The organism is Clostridium porci, from assembly GCF_009696375.1.
GTDB lineage: Bacteria > Bacillota > Clostridia > Lachnospirales > Lachnospiraceae > Enterocloster > Enterocloster porci.
The window spans coordinates 24,890-43,346 of the sequence record NZ_VUMD01000003.1; the positions used below are offsets into that span (position 1 = coordinate 24,890).

Consider the following 18,457-nt stretch of genomic DNA (forward strand, 5'->3'; position numbering starts at 1 on the left):
TTATCCCTTTCTTGCCGCCACGCACCAATATGAAATGCATTCCACATTGTTATAATACCGATCATAGCGCTCAAGCATTTCAATAGTCATCCCATATTGTTTCATTAACCGCTTTAAGTCGTTAATGTCCAAAAAAGCCCATATATGATTGAATTGAGGCACATAAGCATCATTCACCCCCCCCCCCCCACTCCCCCAATGCCATCCTATGCTTCCTATCCTCTTTACCATGTGCTTTGTTCGAATCTGACACATATAAATCATCAAATTTTGTCCTAAAGTTCGCAATCAGATACCCATTTTCTTTCATAAGAGGAATAAGCCTGTCCAGAAACGCAAGCATTTGCTCATAGCCTAATGCCCAAAGCACGCCAACAGACAATATCACATCAAAATATCCTTCAGGATAAATCGGATGCTCCATAATATTATCAATGCTCAATTTTTCACGAGGAATAAAGTTTTCACCAAAGTTGTAATAAGCGGTATCAATCGCATCTTCTGTAACGTCAATTCCATAGGTGTTATATCCCAGATCGGATAAAACCTTCAAATGCCTTCCGCCTCCAAAACCAAAATCTAATGCTTTTACAAGGGATGGGTCTGCATACTTTGAAGCTACAGCAGCCGCGTAAGAGGCAATTCTTTCAAATGGATACTTATATGCGTAATTGCTGCGTTTTAAATTAACTCCCATAATTAGCTCCTATCCTTTCAGCAATTTTTGCCGCAAAGCTCTCACAGTCTTCAAGGGCAACAGTCTTAGGGTAATTCATTCCGAATACGGCCTTCATTTTGTCTCTTACCTCATCGGTAAAGTGAATTCCATTCTCATCCAGCCTCTCGATACCGTCGCAGCGCAGACTATCCTTATTAACGGCTATCATCTCACTCAGAGTAAAGTGCGTCTCATCCACCCTCATTTCCCCATTACGAAACAGCAGCGGATAGCCTCCCACATTGCCAAAGGGACCAGGCGCGTGAATCTTATGCTCATTACCGCTTTTATCCAGCATGAGCCGAATCAGCATAACCACATCCGAAGCAATCATAATATTGCGTTCCTGTCCTGACGCAGTTGGAATGGCACAATGCTTAAAGACATCACAGTCCCTTACCGGTTTGCTTCCCCCAATATGTAGTAAATAGGGAGAGCCCTTTGCCGTTCCCTCTTTTGATATGTATGTGTTGGCGTAATGGGAACCGGCAAAGGTTACGTCCGTACAGCCGGCCGGCTGGCCTGTAAGTGTTTCATAAGCCCGGGCAATGCGCGGAATAAGGTGATTCAGATTTCCTGCGCTGGTATATGGAGCCAGTTTGCGGGCTGCCAGAAGCGGGGATACGGCGTCCCCATAGCTAGTATTAATCACACGTGATTTCACCCCTGCCTGTTTTACGGCTCTCATAACTTTTTCCACCAGTACAGCCGCCATAGGCGTCCACACTCCATATCCGATCTGATTCGGGTAAGAAAATTCGCCGTATTTAAAGCCCTTCATATACCGTCCCGTATATGCGATCACATCCGGCTCGCTTAGAGCAATGGTTTCACTCAGCCGTTCTATATCATTAATATCGCAGGCAATATATCTGACCTTCGGATACATGCCAAACATGCCAGCGGAAACCAGGGTAAGATTGATTCGTTTTTCCGCCTCCTCCTTTTGAGTTCTCGATAGAATGGTATACTCGCAATCTGCCAGATCCGGCAGACGGGTCAGCATATCCAAGGCATATTTACCTGTGCTGCCATATCCAATTATCATCACTTTATCAGCCATTTTACATTTCCTGCCTTTCTCAAATCTTGTTGCGTATTCAGATTGATCCAGTCGTCCGGATGCTCTGATACGACAGGCTCAATCTGTATCTTCAGCCTGTTAATAGAGTAAACCCCAGAATGAACAAAGGGTATTTCTGAGCGGTCAGCTTCCCCTTTGTACTCCCTGAGCTGCTTTATCAGCTGTTTCAGAGGCTGCCCGGAAAAGGACCAAAGCTGCATACTCTCTCCTATGACACTCTCTCTGTCTGAGCATACAGGCAAGCTCCCCCTATGGGTGGCATCATATTCATAGCGCAGGATCTTCCCCTTCTCACCTATCGCGATTACGCTTCTTTTATAATCCACATAGGTCTCCGATCGCACCAGAGAAACAGCCTGCGCTGTCTGATTCGACAGCTGCTGAATGGAGCCAATGTGCAGCAGAGAATCTCCTTCTGCGATTATAACCCTCCCTGCATATTCTCCCCAGTATTCCCTAGGCCTATCTGCCACTGCGCAGGCCAGGGAATAATTGCAGCCATGCCAATTATAATAGGGATTTTTTGCAAACCTCACCTGTCCGGCCTTTTCATAATCAGCCAGAGCCCTTTGCACAGATTCGGCCGCATGCCCGACCACAACTGTTATTGGAGACGCTCCTGCACGAAGCAGCGCTGAAACGGTATGCCTGACCGGAGAGGTTCCAGCTATTGAAGACGCGCACTTGTTTTGATCTGGAGGCAGTCCAATGCGGCTTCCCATACCTGCACATAGGACTATTGCTTCTGTTTTACTATCCACTGCAGGGTCCTCCTTAAGCCCTCTTCAAGCATCACCTTCGGGGAATAGCCCAGCTGCTCCCTGGCCCGTGAAATATCAAGCACCCGCCTCTTCGGATCTCCGGCACGCGATATATCAAACTGAGGACTGTGGCGATAGGAAATTCCCAGCTCTCCCGCCACCTTCACCGCCTTATGGTACAAGTCAAGAATGGTGGTTTCTTCTGGATTTCCTATATTATAGCTTGTCCCTCCCCTCATATGCAGCATAGCCAGCCTGGTAGCATTGGCGCAATCACTCATATACAAAAAAGAACGGGCAATCTCTCCTGCCTGGGCATTTAAGTGGCAGGGCCTGTCATGAGCAATGCAGTTGAGTATATATGGTATCACATGGTTGTCATCCACATCATATGGGCCGTACACATTGGCATAGCGCAGATGGCATACCAGTATTTCGCTGCTGTGATGGTTCAGAAGATACTCCGTCATAATCTTTCCGTGGGCATATGACCAGCGCGTCGTGGTATCCACCGAATCAAACAGTGAGGGAGCCGTCTCTTTTGTGGGCAGCTCCCTCCCATGACCATAGATTTCTGAGCTGGACGCATTGACAAAGCGGGGTATATGGTTTCTTAGCGCCCATTGAAAAATCTCATACGTCCCCTGGCAGTTAACTTCGTATGTTAAGCACGGTTCTTCATAAAAATATCTGGTTGGGACAATAGCCGCCAGATGATATATGCCGTCAAAATCAGCTTCCTTCTCCTTTTTTATATACTCACGAAAATCACATGCATGAAATGTAAAGTCCTCCCTGTCCAGCAACCCTTCAATATTCTCTTTCGTTCCTCGAAAGAAATTATCCACGCCTACAACCGTATCTCCGTTGTCCAGGCAATTCCGTATTAAATGTGCGCCTGTTAGTCCAGCAGCCCCTGTAATTAAAACCTTCATCGTATCTTCCCTTCCGGGCATTACGCGCCCTTATATAACCGCTTCCACAGATATTCTGGCAGTCCTGCCTCTTGAATCGCCTTAGCAGCCCCATCCATATCGTATTGAACCCGCCTAAATATAACCGCATCTCCGTCAAGAATCCCATAAGCAGCCTTAGGACTGCCATCCCTGGGCTGCCCGACGCTGCCGGGATTTATAATCGTCCGTCCTCCCCTGGTGAGCATAAAGCTGACATGAGAATGTCCCAGAAGCATCATACGGACATCCATCTGTTCCAAAACATCAAATAATACATCCGCATTGTCTCCCGGCAGAAATTTTCCCCAGTAAGGATCCTGCGGAGTTCCATGTACCAGCAGCGTCTTCCTATCTGCAAGATGCAGCAGCGGCTTATCTGCTATGGCCTCCAGCAGCCTGAAGCGTTCCCGGTTTTCCTTGACGATCTCTTTCGTGTACTCAAAGGCCTGCTTTCCATGGGGCGTCTCGCTGCTGCGGACAGAGGATGTATACAGGCAGGCGTCATGATTGCCCGCTATCATATATTCCGCTCCAAGCTTTGACAGCTCCGATACCGTTTCCACCGGATCCCCTCCATAATCAACGTAATCTCCAAGGAGCCAGAACTTATCCACTCTCTGCTCCTGGCAGTCCTTCAAAACCGCCTGTAAAGCCTGTATGTTTGCATGTATATCAGATAAAACCCCAATTCTCATACCAGTGCCTTCCGAAAACGCTTTGCCTGATCATAAATAAGCTGCCTGTCCGGACGGGGGAGGTCTTTAACCGTACCTAATCCGGTTTTGACGTAAAGCTGCGTGTATGCCGGAAATTGCTGAAATTGACCTAGGCAAGCAGTCATAGCATCAACAGAGCCTACCTCCTGTGTCGGATACAGATTGTTCATTACCTCCAGCAGGCGGCTCTCTCCCAGACTGTTGCGCTGTCCTCCTGTAGACTCATTGGCTCCATTGTCCAGAAGGATATAGCATAAATTGTGAGGTCGCTTCTGCGTCAGCGTATACAAAGCCCCAAGGCGCATCAGACACCCGCTGTCCCCGTCGATTGCAATGACCGTCCTCTCCGGCAGATAGTCAGCTATGCCTAAAGCCAGGGAGGACAGGCATCCCATGGAACCTACCATATAAAAGTTCTCTGCCCGGTCTTTTATGCAGAACATTTCCCGGCTGGTAAATCCCGTTGTGGTTACAATCACGGAAGCCTCGGCACAGCCGGATATTGCTTTGAGCATATCATACCGAAGAGGCAAGACCGTCTGCTCCTGTCCGGAAGCCTTGACTTTGAGAGGAACCGGCGAAAATGTATGCCTGCTGTTTACAAGAACTGCGGCACAATGCTTATCAAGCTGAGGAAAAGCCGCAGAAAGAGCCTGGCTGTCCTCAGCGTTCACATAGGGTATGGCCAGCGTATCCAGAAAGGGCTTAAGGACTCCTGCCATAATTTTGTGCTGAGGCTCATCATCCATCCCCCGGTTTCCAATCAGCAGCAGCGTGTGCAGCCCGAACAGCTCATTTAGAGAGGTCAGCGGCGAGAGCGCGTTTGACAATCCTGAGCTTTGCATCGCTACTGCGCACCTGCGTCCGGCCAGAGCCGCCCCTGCAGCATAAGCCAATGCATCTCCTTCGTTTACAAAGGGTTCATACATCCCCCGGTTCTCAGCCTCATTAATGAGAGGGCCAAGAAACGAACAAGGCACGCCCGCAATTCTATGAATACCCCCGGCAATCAGCTGATCCACAAATTTCTTTGTATCAATCACAGTATTTCACCCGCCTTCATCAAGTCATTGAGAGAATTAATATCAACGATTGCTTCACGGGAGGACATAATCACAGCAAGGGTCAGTCCTGTATCCAACGCCCGGCGCATAAAATCTGAAGTATGTAAACGCTCTGCGTCCTCTCCGCTTAGCAGCTCTTTTACCGCTGAGTAATTATGGATCAGCAGCAGCCCGCTGAAATATACCACACATTCATCCTTGCCCGTTTCTCTGCCTGTGCAGACCTCAACCACGCTCAATTCAGAATCGTCCCCAAATACATCCAGCTTTTTATTCAGCTTAAGGGAATAACCGGCATCAATATAATCTTCTTTTACACACACCAAAATCACGTCTGCTGATGAACGCTCCTCCGCATAATCCAGAATGGATCGCAGCAGATACCGCTTGAAAAACACATCTCCATATAAGACCAGATAGGGCTGTTCCTTGGTGGAAGCGGCAAGAGAAAGGGAATACGCGGCGTTGGTAGTATTCCACTTATCATTATCGATCAGCGCCAAATCCTCAGCCTGTATTTCCTCCTTTTTATAGCCTCTGACAATCGAAATGTTTGATACTCCTACCGACCTCAGCACATTCAGCTGATGATCCAAAATCTGCTTGCCATTTATGGTCAGCAATGCTTTGGGCTTATGAAAGTCTAAGGAGCCAGGGCCTCCCGCCGCAAGGATGACCGCGCTCAGATTCGGATACATGGGCAAATACTTTTTCTCCATTTCAAGATACTCTTCATTCTTTTGCAGCCGGAACAGCTCGGATACGGAGGCTATGCTTCCTTCTACATTGGCGATGGAGCCATCCTTATATATTTTTTTGCTGATCTCCTGCATTGCGGTTACACAGGCCCGGACATTATGGTTTGCCCAAATAATGCCCCGTATTCTCTTGTCCTTAATAAAATGACTGACCGGCACTGTATAGTATTTTGTAGGCACAATAAAGATTGGAACATCCACCGGAAAGGCCGTCAGAAAATCATCAATGTCCTTTGAATTGGGACGCTTGGAGTGCACCAGAATCGCGTCTGCTCCCGCCTCCAGATACAGCTTCGCCCGTTTCACCGCATCCTCAACCCCGGCACCCACAATCAGCGATTCCAGCCGGGCCACAACTGAAAAATCAGGTGTTGTCTGGGTGGCCTTCATCGCGCGAAGCTTGCCTGCAAACTCCAGGGGTTCCGCCAGTGCGTCAAGTTTTGTCTCCAGGAATGAGTTGGTTTTAGGAAATTTTTTATCTTCTATGCAGACAGCGGCAATCCCCATCTTTTCCAGCTTCTGGAGCAGCCTGCACGCATTGTTAAAGTTGCCGTAGCCAGTGTCTCCGTCCACCAGTATAGGCAGGCTGCAGGCGTCGTTCATATACTCCAGCACATCCAGCAGCTGCGTATAGGAAATTTCATTATTATCCCGCACCCCAAGAGAAGCCGTTATAGACAAGCCGCTGGCCCAAATGGCAGGAAAGCCGGTTTCCTCAACAATTTGGGCCGAAAGTCCATCATGAGCTTCCATCAGGAAAAAATGCCTGTCTGCATTCAGTAATTCCCGGAACCGTTTTGCTTTATTCATTATCCATTCTCCTTACGATTGAGCTTGTATATTCGTATATTTTTTGTCCTGCCGTACCATCGGCGTTTGCGTATTTCAGACGGTATTTTTCCGATAGCTCCTTTCCCCGCTTCCTAATAACATCCATATGCTCTATAAACCCGGCCAGGCTGAAGCCTCCCTTTGAGGCGTCCAATGCCTCATACAGTATATAGCTGTTATAATGCTGCTTCGCGGCAAATGCCTCCATTGCCTGTTCCACAGCCTCCGCTCCCTCAGAAGTCTCTGGTTCCATTCCCGCATTATTTATATTCTGTATAAGAATCGGTTTGCCCGCAAATTGCAGAAGTAAATTCAGGGAGCTTTCATCTCCATAGCAAGCATCCGCGTAAGCAATCGCCCGGTTCATATCAGCGCTGTCGTCATATATGCCCTGCCTCTGCGCCTTATAGCTATCCACAATCGATCGGTATTCCTGATACAGGCGGGGGCGCATTGAGCGGAAGGTTTGATCTAACAAGGGATGGGGTCTCCACCACAGGACAACGTCTCTCCGGTTCTCAAAAAAACGAAACACGCTGCGCAGCTTATTCAGGTACCGCCCCCCCTTCTCTCCCCCGGAATGATTCAAGGCAGTCTCAATGGAGAGGTTATATAAAAGAACCAGCTTTTCAGAAGCATCCGGTTTTAATCTGTCAATCCACTCCTGGGGAATGCTGTAATCCGTTTTTTTACTTTTCAATACCTTATCTGTTTTTGGCGAACCAAGGGCAACGATTTTTTCTTCAACTCTTTCAGGCGTCAATCCCGGCGCCCGGCTAAGTATGCTGCTGATATACTGCTTTCTTACATTTTCTGACTGCACAATCACCCGGTGAGCGTAAAGCACGCCTGGAAATCCCCCTACAGAGGCATCTACTACCTCGCTGTGAACAATATACGGAATATAAATCAATAAATCCGTATATTTTCTCAAACGCCTGGCGTAGAAATCAGGATGCACACTGGTTACAAAATTGTATTCGTCAAAGGGCGCCATGATATACACTATGTCAGGCCTGTGCGCCTCTATATCGTATTTCTGCCAGTCTGTAAGCTCGTACTTGTTCGAATAGCAACCTGCGGCCTCATAATGCATCTGCCCCAGAGATCCGTCCGGATTCCTGTCATAATATGGGATTGGGATAAAATATGGATGACAGTCAGGAGCCTCCTTAGCGGCAAAGTAGATGCTTTCCAGACAATCGCTCATACTGGCCTTGTAGCAAAAGAACGCCACTTCGATTTTATCCGGCTTTAGCTCCCTGCCTGCCCGGGCAGAGATTCTGCCCACCTGGGAAAGCAGCTGGCTGGCTGTGGCTTCCCCCTGACTTGCTTTGAACAGCATTTTATAAAATTCACAAAGAAGTCCCGCTGTCTCTGTTCCTTCTCCTGCGGTATGTTCCAGAAAATCTAAAATAGCCGACACAAATTCCTGCATATCCGCACACAGGTTCACATACCCCGGACCTGGCGGCTGTTCGTTCAACACATTGCAGGCCTCGCAGAGCATATCAAGCTGCTCCAGAAGCCGCTTCTTTTGAAGCCTTCTCATTCGTACTCCTCCCTGTGCCTTCTTCTAATTATGAATAAGGCATATTGGTTACTCTTTAGAGTAATGCGATCTTATCCACTTCGCTCCCCCGTACATCACCTTTCAGTGTTCCGAAGGTCCTGGCATACCCAATTCACAGTAAGCTGTTATTCCAATGCCGTTCTTTCTTTTTTATATCATGAATCCTTTAGCAGTCCGGCCTGGCTTTATGCCTCCGGTAAAATACAGGGCCAACGCCCCTATTTATCTGCACAATTCTTCTAATGACCTTACTTGGAGCCATACGGCATAAATTCCCTGCCTATACACTGGCCTGATTGGCCCCGTCTCTTTACATTTATGGCTGCATTTCTTTTTTTATCATCCTCATAGCCGCAGGCGGAGCATCTGAATGTATCCTTTTCATAAGCTCCCATACTGCCACATCGGCTGCATTCCCGGCTAATGTTGTTTCCAAAGACCTCCGCCAGTTCAATTCCCTTCTCCAGGCATTTTTGCCGCAGCCGTTTCCTTACATAACCTTTCTGCCATAGGGTAACGGAATAATTGACCTTGCCTTTCGCTCCCTTGGGTGAGCTCTGGGGAAATCTGGGAATATAGACAGTCCTTGGCTTCTCCGCCTGAAGCATTCGGTTAATTTCCTGATTGATGTAGGTATGCAGCCCCGCCTCCAGCCTGTCCTTCCCAGCCTTATATTTCTGCCTGCCAGGATTGTTCCGTTTTTCCTTTGCGTAGGCTCTGTTCCCCCTGCTGATGAACGTCTCCAGCTCCTGACGAAGGCAGCCGAACTGTTCTCCATAAATCCTCCCTGTATCGGAAGTAAATAATTGCCACATACCAACCGACAGCCCGATCACAGCTTCAAACTCCTTATTCCTGCGCACCCTGGCCTCCACCGGAATATCAATTTCTATGCTGCTTTTCTCAGGAAAAAGCTTGATATAAAGCTGCTTTTTATAGGTATTCTCGTCTGTCAAAGGAACAAACACCCTTCTGCGTTTTTCCATCGTAGAAATGTATATCCCATGATCCGCATAGCGATACGCCCGTTCTGCAATGGCAAAACCACCAGACTTCTCTGTATGCAGCCTTCTGAGCTTTCTTCTGACCTGCCTGCACAGGTAGCGATCCAGCCGTTTTCTATCTACGCCTGTACAGAGTGCCTTATATTGCCCTTGCATTTCCTTTGGGAGCTCTCTCCTGCTGTTGCACAGGACTGCCTCAAAGAGACTGCCTGCCCTCATGACAAACCGCAGATAATGCCTGTCCTCCGGCATAAAGCCTTCGTTCTCTCTAATGCTTTTTAACATGCTGTTCTTTACCTGTGACCACTGAGCTTTTATATCCCCAAGCGCATCAAAGATGGCAAGGTAGAAATATACAGACGGCAGCCCAAGCTGTGTCCGCAGGCCGCTGTCCGTCATCTCATTCTGAACTGTATAGCCAGGATAAATTTTTGCCAGGCTCTTGATACCTCCGTATCTCTGATAGACATAGTTTTTTACTTTTCTGTAAGCCTCCGCGATCTCCTGAAGCTTTTCCATATCCTCTGGCGGAACCTTTCCCCTGCTATGCTGACGTACTGTTTTGCAAATCGTGTCCGGCAGCATGGTTCCTCCTGCTTTTCCTTTCATCCTGCACCCTTTTTTCTTTATCCTTCAGCTCCTGTGAAACAGGCAGGAATACCGCAGAATTAACATTCTGTGGTAGTAACTGGCGTTAAATCAACCCCAAAGTATAATACATACAGCCTTATTATAGGGCTTCGCGCTTTAAAAATCAATTATTATTTACTAATTTTTGAAGAAAAGCAATGGGAAATAGGCCTGCAATGCGCAAGGACTTGTGCAGGCCTGTTTGCCATGCCAATCGAATCTCAGATAAGGCAGCAATATAAGAATGAATGTGTCAAAATAGGCAGGAATACCACAGAATGTTAATTCTGTGGTTATTTTATTAATTTCATCTTTTCGATTGTTCGTTCATACTCACGAACCCCTGCCGCCACATAGATACGGGTTGTTTCAATGGACGAATGGCCCAGTATATCGGCCAGATGTGCCAGATTTTTCTCAATGGCATAATAGGTCTTGGCAAATAAATGACGTAAATTATGAGGAAATACCTTTCTTGGATTAACTACTGCTTCTTTGCATAGCTTCTTCATGTCATGGCATATATTGCTCCTGTCCAGGGGCCTTCCGTTTCGTGTACGGAAGATAATGCCGCTGCGGATTCCACAGGCTTTTGCATAATTTTTCAGCTTTTTCGACAGTGCCCTTGGCAAGAGTACCATGCGTGTTTTTCCCTTCATGCAGATTTCAGCTTTTCCGGTACGCACCGCCTCTATCGTCATAAACCGAAGCTCGCTGACACGTATCCCGGTTCCGCCGATAGCAAGCAGCACATGGTAAAGCCGGCTGTTTTTATGTTTTTGGGCAGCCTCCAGCAAGCGATGGTATTCTGCTTCACCCAGCTCTCTGTCATCCTCAAGAAATGCCCTCCGCTGAATTTTAAGGAAGCGAACCTTGCACCAGGGCAAGCCGGCATATTCCAGGTAGGAATGAATTGCCGAGAGCTTTGCGTTAACAGTCCGCGCCTGATTTTGACTTTGCAGAAATTCCCGGTAGTCCAGTACGACGGCTTTTGTAATCCTTTTCCCGTCTAAAAATTGCAGGAAGCAAGTCAACTCATGGACATACTTTTCTATGGTCAGGCGGGATTTTTCATTTTCCCTCAGATATACTGCGTAATCTTCTAATAATTCGTTTAATGTGCGGTTTTCAGACATCATTTTCCACCTCCACTAAGAAGTATTCCTTAATACGTTACAGCCTATTCTTTATGCCGGCAAAATAAAGACGGCTGCCTGATGGTTCTGCCTGTTGGAAGCACAAAAAAGCGCAGTCCACCTGCGCTTTTTTCTCCTCTCTCCTATTTAAAGTCAATCCTTTTTCTTTTCTGGTTTATTTCACCCCCGCCGAAGCTGAAGCTTCGCCCTGATGGACACAAGCTTTGCCTCGCAGACTGCAAGCCTTTTGGGATTCTCCTCCAGCTCCGGTTTCCGCCTCTTAACAATACACTATATCATGCTCGGTTCATCATCGCCTCAATTCTGTCTCTCAACTCATCCACCGTCTCGCCTGGGGTTTTGCCTTCCTCATCAATTATAAGATCCGCATACATTTCATAATAGGGAGCCCGCTCATTGTAAAGGTCTCTCAAAGTAAAGCCAGGCTTTAAGGCCACGCCCCGATCCACTACGTTTCCGATGCGCTTTTCCATCTCCTCATAGCTCATCTTCAGATAAACCACTTCACTGATCTCCTTCAAATGCCTCATGGCCTTCTCGCTGTAGATCACGCTGCCTCCGGGAGCTATGACGGAACGGGTTACATCCAATCCGGCATTGATCCGCTCCTCTACCTTAAGAAAGCCCTCCATCCCCTCGCCGGCAATAATTTCCTTTAAAAGTCGTCCTTCCCTTTCCTGGATTACAATATCCACATCCACAAAGGAATACCCCAGCCTTTTAGCCAGAAGCACACCAATGGTGCTCTTGCCTGACGACGGCATTCCAATCATTGTGACATTCGGTTTCATCCCTGCTTCCTCCTTGTCCTCTGCTTCTTTCTCTCTTTGGAAGAGGCCTTTCCTCTTACAGGCTTCTTCACCGAATAGCCAAAGCTTCCCAGCTTTTTCCCCAGTTCAAAATACGCTCCATGAGAATAGCTCACAAGCCCTGAGGCATTAAGGCCGAAGCTTCCCCTTTCATCCATATACTGATTGTCAATGGTAACTCCCTCCACCTTCGCAAGGAACATATCGTGGCTTCCCAGCTCCTTCACCTCCACTACCCTGCATTCAAGATTCACCGGGCTTTCCGCAATCCCCGGAGCCTTTACATAACGTGAAGGCTGGGGTGTAAGCCCTGTAGCCTTAAACTTATCCGTATCCCTGCCGGATTTGACGCCGCAGTAATCCGCAGCCCTTACCAGCTTCTTATTCACCAGGTTGATGACAAACTCCCCTGTGTCCTTGATAATTCCATGGGAGAACCGCTCCTTTCGCACCGATATGGACACCATGGCCGGTTCCGAGCAGATGGTTCCTGCCCAGGCTACCGTGATAATACCGGGCCTCTCCCCCTCCCGGCCGCAGCTCACCATAACAGCGGGTACGGGATAGAGCATATTTCCCGGCTTCCAGTATTCCTTACTCATATTCCACACTCCTAATCCTGCTCAGCAAGCACCAGCTCCGGTATAAGCTGCTTCTTACGGGATACCACACCCGGAAGCTTTAAAACCGGCTCCTCCTGCTGGGCAGCCTCTTCTATATCCAGATGGAATGCCTTGGCAGCCAGCTGTATGGCTCCCTGCCCCTGGCAGATTAGTTCCGTAGACTCAGTCAGGATATTCGTCAGCATAAAGAAAACCATATCCAAGCCATTCCTTTGCTGAGTACGCTCCATATAAGCCAGCATCTTTTCCCTGAGAGCCTCCAGCTCCCCTCCGTTTAGGGAGGTAATCTGGCCTACGCCTATCTGTGCCTTACCCACTACAAACCGCTTAAAATCCTGATAAAAAATCTCTTCATCCGCCTTATCCTTAAGATTGCTTCCCGCTCCGAACATTTCCATGGCATATGTTTCTATATCCAGCCCCGCAAGCCCAGCCAGCTCTCTGGCAGCCAGCTCATCCACAGGCGTACAAGTGGGAGAGCGAAACAGCAGCGTATCGGACACAATGGCGCTGCACAGCAGACCTGCAATCTTTGGCTCTATCTCCACCTTGGATTCCCGGTACATCTGATATACAATGGTCGCCGTACAGCCCAAAGGCTGATTGCGGAAGAATACCGGAGCCATGGTCTGAACCGTTCCCAGCCTGTGATGATCGATAATTTCCATAATCTCGGCGCTCTCAATCCCCGCCACTGCCTGACTCTTTTCATTGTGATCCACCAGAATAATCTGCTTGCCCCTGGCTCCCAGCAGATTCCTCCGCGAGATCATTCCCAAATATCTGCCCTCTTTATCCAAAATCGGAAAATCCCGGTGCCGCTTACTGGCCATAACGTCCCGTATCTCATCCGTATAGTCGTCGCTGTTAAACGTAATCAGATGCTCCCTTGTCATAAAGTAGCTGATAGGCATGCTCTGGTTAATAAGGCGTGCCGCCGTATAGGTATCATAGGTGGTGGCAATCACTGTACAACCTCTGTCCTGGGCTATCTTCTTAATGGTCATGGAAACGCCTGCGCCTTCGCATACCACAATGCAGTCTGCTCCCATCTCAATAGCGCAAAGCTGTGACTCATACCTGTTTCCGAGAATCACAAGGTCGTGAGGCTCAATATAAAACTCCATCAAATCCGGATTGGCCGCGGCGATTAGCACCTTCCCCTGGTCAAAGTACGCCTCCTCGTCTCCCACCAAAAGATCCGCCTCCAGCGTTTCGATAATATTCGTATACTGCGTATGGGCCTTAGACAAAATACTGCTGTCATAAATATTCATGTAGGTCTTAGTGATGTCTCCTACCGTAATCAGCCCTTCCAGTATTCCATCTTCCCTTACTGCCGGGATGGTTGCCACATTATTCTCCTGCATGATGTTCCACGCTTTTTTAAGAGAAATGTTATCCGCCACTCCCCTGGTTTTTCGTATCTCAATGTCCTTTATCTGGGTTCTCACATCCTCCACCAGCTTTGGCTTATCCACGCCAAAGTAATTGAGGACAAACTGAGTCTCCCGGTTGACATGTCCCGCTCTTGCCGGCACATACTCCCCGCCTGTTAGCTTGCCCTTTAAATTGGCATAGCAGATGGCGGAACAAATGGAATCCGTATCTGGATTTCTGTGTCCGATCACCGTGGTCTTTCTCTTTAACTCCTGTCCCATTCTCTCTTCCTCTATCCTCCCGTTGCGGCAATATAAGCTTCATCCTCTTGTGTATACACGATCATTTTCGTTATTTCAGTATATCAAACCAGTTTTCATTTTTCAACCAAAATTCACCCTGCGCAGCCTTCCTCCTGTGGCCTGAAAATAGTTAAAAAAACCAAATACCCGGTAGAAAAGTTGTGAAATTGATGCTAGAATAAGATACAGCTTTAAGCAGAACCGGAACTACAACCGGCGTTTTAGACATTATATCAGCCCAGAAAAGGAGTCCTTCATGACCTGTTCACATACCTTCCCCCCTCCCATCACCATACGCATGGCAAACGAAAAGGACGCTGAGGCTTTACTGGCTATCTATGCTCCCTATGTAGAACATACAGCCATCAGCTTCGAGTATCAGGTTCCCACCCTGAAGGAATTCGCCCGCCGAATCAGCCATATTCGAGCGCGCTACCCCTATCTGGCTGCCTGCCAGAACGGAACGATCCTGGGCTACGCCTACGCCTCCCCCTTTCATCAGAGGGCTGCCTACAGCTGGGCTGCTGAAACCTCTGTCTATGTGGGAGAGGACGTCCGGGGGACCGGCATCGGAGCCATGCTTTACGAGGCTTTGGAATCCATTTTAAAAAAACAGCAGGTTATCAATGTCAATGCCTGTATCACCTACCCCAATCCAGGCAGCATCGCCTTCCATGAGAAAATGGGATACAAAACCGCAGGCCATTTTACAAAATGCGGCTACAAGCTGGGCATCTGGTGGGACATGGTTTGGATGGAAAAAATGCTGAGTGAACATCCCCGTCAGCCCAAGGCTTTTATCCCTGTGACAGAACTGGAGCAAGAAGGACTTAAGCCAACCTAGCCTTTCTGCCCCAGACATATTGTTTCCTTACCTGTTATCTTTTTTAATCCTCCTCCAGGTGATACAATGACGAAAGACAATAGCCATTCCTATTCATGGCCTTACACCGATAGAGAGCGCTGTCCGCGCTGCGGTACAGCGTATAAAATTCAGTTCCGTCTCCAGGATAGCAGGCAATACCCATGCTGACTGTGATGTTTACAGAAAGCTCCTTTATAAAAAGAGGCTGACAGATAGCTTCCTTCATCTCCTTCGCCTTCCTGATGACCTCCTGGACATCTCCGCTGTAAGATGTAAGAAGCAGGAATTCATCCCCGCCTATGCGCCCTATAATATCATCCTTACAAAACTGTCCAGTGAGGCGTTCAGCCACAAGGCGAAGAATTGCGTCCCCGGTCATATGTCCGAAGGTATCATTGATTTTTTTTAAATGCTCAATATCCAGCATAAACAGGGCATAATGCTTCTCCTTCCCGGCTTCTTTAAGAACTCCTCGGATTTTCTCCTCTGTGCTGGCCTTATTGAACAGCTCTGTAACAGAATCCTGCTGTGATTCCATCAAAAAACGCTCTTCGTCCCACTTATCCTTATTAATGTCCAGAATGTTTTCCACAACTGCAACAGAATTGCTTTTCAACCGCTCCGGCAAAGACATAGAAACAGAAAACCACTCTCCCCGCTGCCCTTGCCCCTGTCCATAGCAGTTGGTGCGCTTTAAGCCCTTGCTCTTCTCCAGCATATCCTTTTTAACATCTGTAATATCCACCACCACAGAAAAGACCCGCTGTATTCCGTCAGTATCTGCGGCTTCAAGCCTGGATACGGTCTTTAGGCGGACCAGCCGGCCATCTTTACATTTGACGCGGTATTTCATTGTGAGAACCTTACGATCCTTTTGCCCCAGAATATCCCCCAGCTCCATCGGCCGATCCTTTTCATATATCATATTCCTATACTTATTATCAAATATCCGGTTTACGTCCTCTTTTGTGAAGCCCAGCAAATCCAGAAAGCGTTTGGACATATACTCGATCGTTAAATCTCTATCAAATCGAAGGCACATAACTCCTGCAAGAAGCTGATTCAGCATTTGATCCTGGAGCAAAAATTGCCGCTCCTTTTCCAGCTGAGCCCGCTTTCTCTGGTCATTGTTGATAGCCACTACAATCAGGCTTGTACTCCCGTCTCTGCTGCGGTATACAGTTCCTATGCCTAAAACCCAGATAGGGGCGCCGTCCTTGCGCACCAGGCGAAACTCTGCTGTAACCGTATCCCCCAGCCCCATCTGCCTGCGAATCTCGTTATTAACGTATTCCATGTCATCTGGATGCACAAAGCCCAGGGCCTGGTTTGCAAACAGCTCATCCATCTCCTGGGACGTATAGCCAAGCATACGCCGCCCTCCTTCATTACAAGAAAGAAAGGTGAACTTTTCATCTATCCCTATCTGGATGATTCCCGCGTAAACATTATCAATTAGTTCCTGAGCCTTAAGCGGCTGCGCCGGCCGGAATTCAGCGTACACAAGGCTCTGCCTGTACGCCTGACCCCGGAAAGCCTTCTCCTTTAACGCCTTCTCCGAAGTCACGGTAAAATATTTTACAGCAAATTCCTCTCCCTTAAGAGGAGGGCTGTAATAGTAGCCCTGCAGCAAATCCGGCTTCATTCGGCAGACCTGCTCCTGAAGCTGTTTATTTTCTATTCCTTCCACACACACTGCCATGTTCATCTTATGGCTCAGATTAATCAAGGTGGACAAAAGAGCCTGATCCGTCGTGTCATAGGAAATCCGTTCCAGAAATGAACGGTCAATTTTCATTTCGTCGGCGCTGAGCAGACGCAGCACCTCCAGCGAGGAATAGCCTGTACCAAAATCATCCAGAGATATGCGGATTCCCTGGCTGCGTATGAAATCAAACTCCCTGCTTAGCACAGACATCTCCTTCACCTTACCGCTTTCAGTCAGCTCCAGTATAATGTTTGCCGGCTTCACATGATACCGGTCTAACACCTCCAGCAAATGATATCTGAAGGAAGGAGCCTCAAATTGCCGGCTGGATACATTGATATGCATCTGAAAATCAGGCTCATGCTGAATCCACTGGGCGCATTGACGGACAGCCGTCTCCAATGCCCAGTTCCCCGCCTCCAGAATCAGCCCGTTTTCCTCCAATATGGGTATAAACTCAGACGGGGAAATCTCCTGATTTTCCCATAAGCCAGGACACCTCCACCGTATAAGCGCCTCCCCTCCCACAAGACTTAAATCCTCAGCCCTTACAATGGGCTGATACCTCATGTAAAAGCCGCAAAACCCCATAATCACTGATTCCCGCAAAGCCTCCAAAAGGGAGGCAGTTCGTTTATCTTGATCCGCCAGCTCTTTACTATACACAACCAAATGGTTCTTTCCATTTTCCTTTGCCTTTTGCAAAGCCTTGCTTGCGTTATGATAGATAGCCTCAAAATCCTTCCCATCTTTTGGGAAACAGCAAAGCCCTCCTGAGGCAGAAAGAAAAAGGGTGTTGCCTCCCCCATTGAATTTTTCCGCAATACAGCTTTCCCTGAATGTTTCATACCAGGCTTTTCCCTTTGCTCCATCCCAGTCCATAAACAGAAGGCCAAATTTATCTCCGTCCAGGCGGAACATAAAAGCATGCTCCGGCAAAAGCTTCTGAACACGTGACGCAAATGCATTCAGAAGTTGATCTCCCACAGAGTAGGAATACAACTCATTAATATTTGCAAAATCGTCAATTCCCAGCATAAGAACACACCAGCTTCCTCCCTGGCTTACCTGTTTAGACAGGTACTTTCTAAAGCTGACATTATTGGGAATACCGGTTACCAGATCAAAGGAACAATTTTTATTTTCCTCCCTTATCATTCCCACGAGATAACGCCGGGAAGGACTATAGCCTGCCGCCAGCATCCACATCCTGATACAGATTCTTCCCTCCTCCTGGATTCCGGGGAGGCACTGATAAGAGCCTATTAAGCAAGGGCACGTGCCCTCTGCCACTTTATGACAGTCATCCACGAAGCGTCTGCTGTCCTCCTTGAGAAAGATCTGGCCTGCAAAGCACTCTATGCCTCCTCGTTGCTTAGGCAGCTCAATTCTCTGGAGAATATATTGCGGCCAATAACATTCAAAGCTGTTTGGCTCCATGATAAACAGATAGCCGGAGCAGCTTGATAATAAATTATTAATAAATTCCGCATTCGATCCTTGAGTCATAATTCCCCG

Annotated in this window: 16 protein-coding genes; 1 reads left to right on the plus strand and 15 read right to left on the minus strand. The window is 47.9% G+C overall.

All coding sequences use genetic code 11. From position 1 onward, the window contains the following. From FYJ39_RS20430 to FYJ39_RS04000, 14 genes are all read right to left on the minus strand, one after another. Positions 1-177, minus strand: a complete 177-nt coding sequence (locus FYJ39_RS20430) for a hypothetical protein (RefSeq protein ID WP_195840371.1) — start codon at positions 175-177, stop codon at positions 1-3. Further along, positions 170-697: a class I SAM-dependent methyltransferase gene (locus tag FYJ39_RS03940; protein WP_154471159.1), complete on the minus strand. Its 528-nt coding sequence runs from the start codon at positions 695-697 to the stop codon at positions 170-172. Before FYJ39_RS03940 ends, FYJ39_RS20430 begins: the two co-directional genes overlap by 8 nt. Then, the gene (locus FYJ39_RS03945) at positions 687-1,781 is read right to left on the minus strand and encodes a hypothetical protein (protein WP_154471160.1); all 1,095 of its coding nucleotides are present in this window, start codon (positions 1,779-1,781) and stop codon (positions 687-689) included. The genes FYJ39_RS03940 and FYJ39_RS03945 overlap by 11 nt, the downstream gene beginning before the upstream one ends. Continuing rightward, a complete protein-coding gene (locus tag FYJ39_RS03950) occupies positions 1,766-2,563 on the minus strand; it encodes an NTP transferase domain-containing protein (RefSeq protein ID WP_154471161.1) in 798 nt (265 codons plus the stop codon). The genes FYJ39_RS03945 and FYJ39_RS03950 overlap by 16 nt, the downstream gene beginning before the upstream one ends. Next, the gene (locus FYJ39_RS03955; RefSeq protein WP_195840372.1) at positions 2,539-3,498 is read right to left on the minus strand and encodes an NAD-dependent epimerase/dehydratase family protein; all 960 of its coding nucleotides are present in this window, start codon (positions 3,496-3,498) and stop codon (positions 2,539-2,541) included. Before FYJ39_RS03955 ends, FYJ39_RS03950 begins: the two co-directional genes overlap by 25 nt. A gap of 20 nt (positions 3,499-3,518) precedes the next feature. Beyond that, positions 3,519-4,214 carry a metallophosphoesterase family protein gene (locus tag FYJ39_RS03960; protein WP_154471163.1) on the minus strand — a complete coding sequence of 232 codons (696 nt, stop codon included), beginning with the start codon at positions 4,212-4,214 and terminating at the stop codon, positions 3,519-3,521. Beyond that, positions 4,211-5,278: a thiamine pyrophosphate-dependent enzyme gene (locus FYJ39_RS03965; RefSeq protein WP_154471164.1), complete on the minus strand. Its 1,068-nt coding sequence runs from the start codon at positions 5,276-5,278 to the stop codon at positions 4,211-4,213. The genes FYJ39_RS03960 and FYJ39_RS03965 overlap by 4 nt, the downstream gene beginning before the upstream one ends. Beyond that, the gene (gene aepX, locus FYJ39_RS03970; RefSeq protein ID WP_154471165.1) at positions 5,275-6,867 is read right to left on the minus strand and encodes a phosphoenolpyruvate mutase; all 1,593 of its coding nucleotides are present in this window, start codon (positions 6,865-6,867) and stop codon (positions 5,275-5,277) included. Before aepX ends, FYJ39_RS03965 begins: the two co-directional genes overlap by 4 nt. After that, positions 6,860-8,440, minus strand: coding sequence for a hypothetical protein (locus FYJ39_RS03975; RefSeq protein WP_154471166.1), 1,581 nt, complete (start codon positions 8,438-8,440; stop codon positions 6,860-6,862). The genes aepX and FYJ39_RS03975 overlap by 8 nt, the downstream gene beginning before the upstream one ends. Before the next feature lie 269 nt (positions 8,441-8,709). Next, positions 8,710-10,074: a transposase gene (locus FYJ39_RS03980; RefSeq protein ID WP_235919732.1), complete on the minus strand. Its 1,365-nt coding sequence runs from the start codon at positions 10,072-10,074 to the stop codon at positions 8,710-8,712. Positions 10,075-10,388: 314 nt separating this feature from the next. Next, entirely contained in the window at positions 10,389-11,234 is an 846-nt protein-coding gene (locus FYJ39_RS03985; protein ID WP_407923825.1) for a tyrosine-type recombinase/integrase, read from the minus strand. Positions 11,235-11,527: 293 nt separating this feature from the next. Further along, positions 11,528-12,043: a shikimate kinase gene (locus tag FYJ39_RS03990; protein ID WP_154471167.1), complete on the minus strand. Its 516-nt coding sequence runs from the start codon at positions 12,041-12,043 to the stop codon at positions 11,528-11,530. Then, positions 12,040-12,663, minus strand: a complete 624-nt coding sequence (locus FYJ39_RS03995; protein ID WP_154471168.1) for a flavin reductase family protein — start codon at positions 12,661-12,663, stop codon at positions 12,040-12,042. Before FYJ39_RS03995 ends, FYJ39_RS03990 begins: the two co-directional genes overlap by 4 nt. An 11-nt stretch (positions 12,664-12,674) precedes the next feature. Next, positions 12,675-14,345 (minus strand): putative manganese-dependent inorganic diphosphatase, encoded by a 1,671-nt coding sequence (locus FYJ39_RS04000; RefSeq protein WP_154471169.1) that lies wholly within the window; start codon positions 14,343-14,345, stop codon positions 12,675-12,677. A gap of 277 nt (positions 14,346-14,622) precedes the next feature. On the opposite strand from FYJ39_RS04000, the gene FYJ39_RS04005 reads away from it, so the two are divergent. Beyond that, the gene (locus tag FYJ39_RS04005) at positions 14,623-15,210 is read left to right on the plus strand and encodes a GNAT family N-acetyltransferase (RefSeq protein ID WP_154471170.1); all 588 of its coding nucleotides are present in this window, start codon (positions 14,623-14,625) and stop codon (positions 15,208-15,210) included. A gap of 43 nt (positions 15,211-15,253) precedes the next feature. On the opposite strand, the gene FYJ39_RS04010 is transcribed toward FYJ39_RS04005, so the two are convergent. After that, the gene (locus FYJ39_RS04010; RefSeq protein WP_154471171.1) at positions 15,254-18,448 is read right to left on the minus strand and encodes a diguanylate cyclase domain-containing protein; all 3,195 of its coding nucleotides are present in this window, start codon (positions 18,446-18,448) and stop codon (positions 15,254-15,256) included. Between the last annotated feature and the right edge of the window lie 9 nt (positions 18,449-18,457).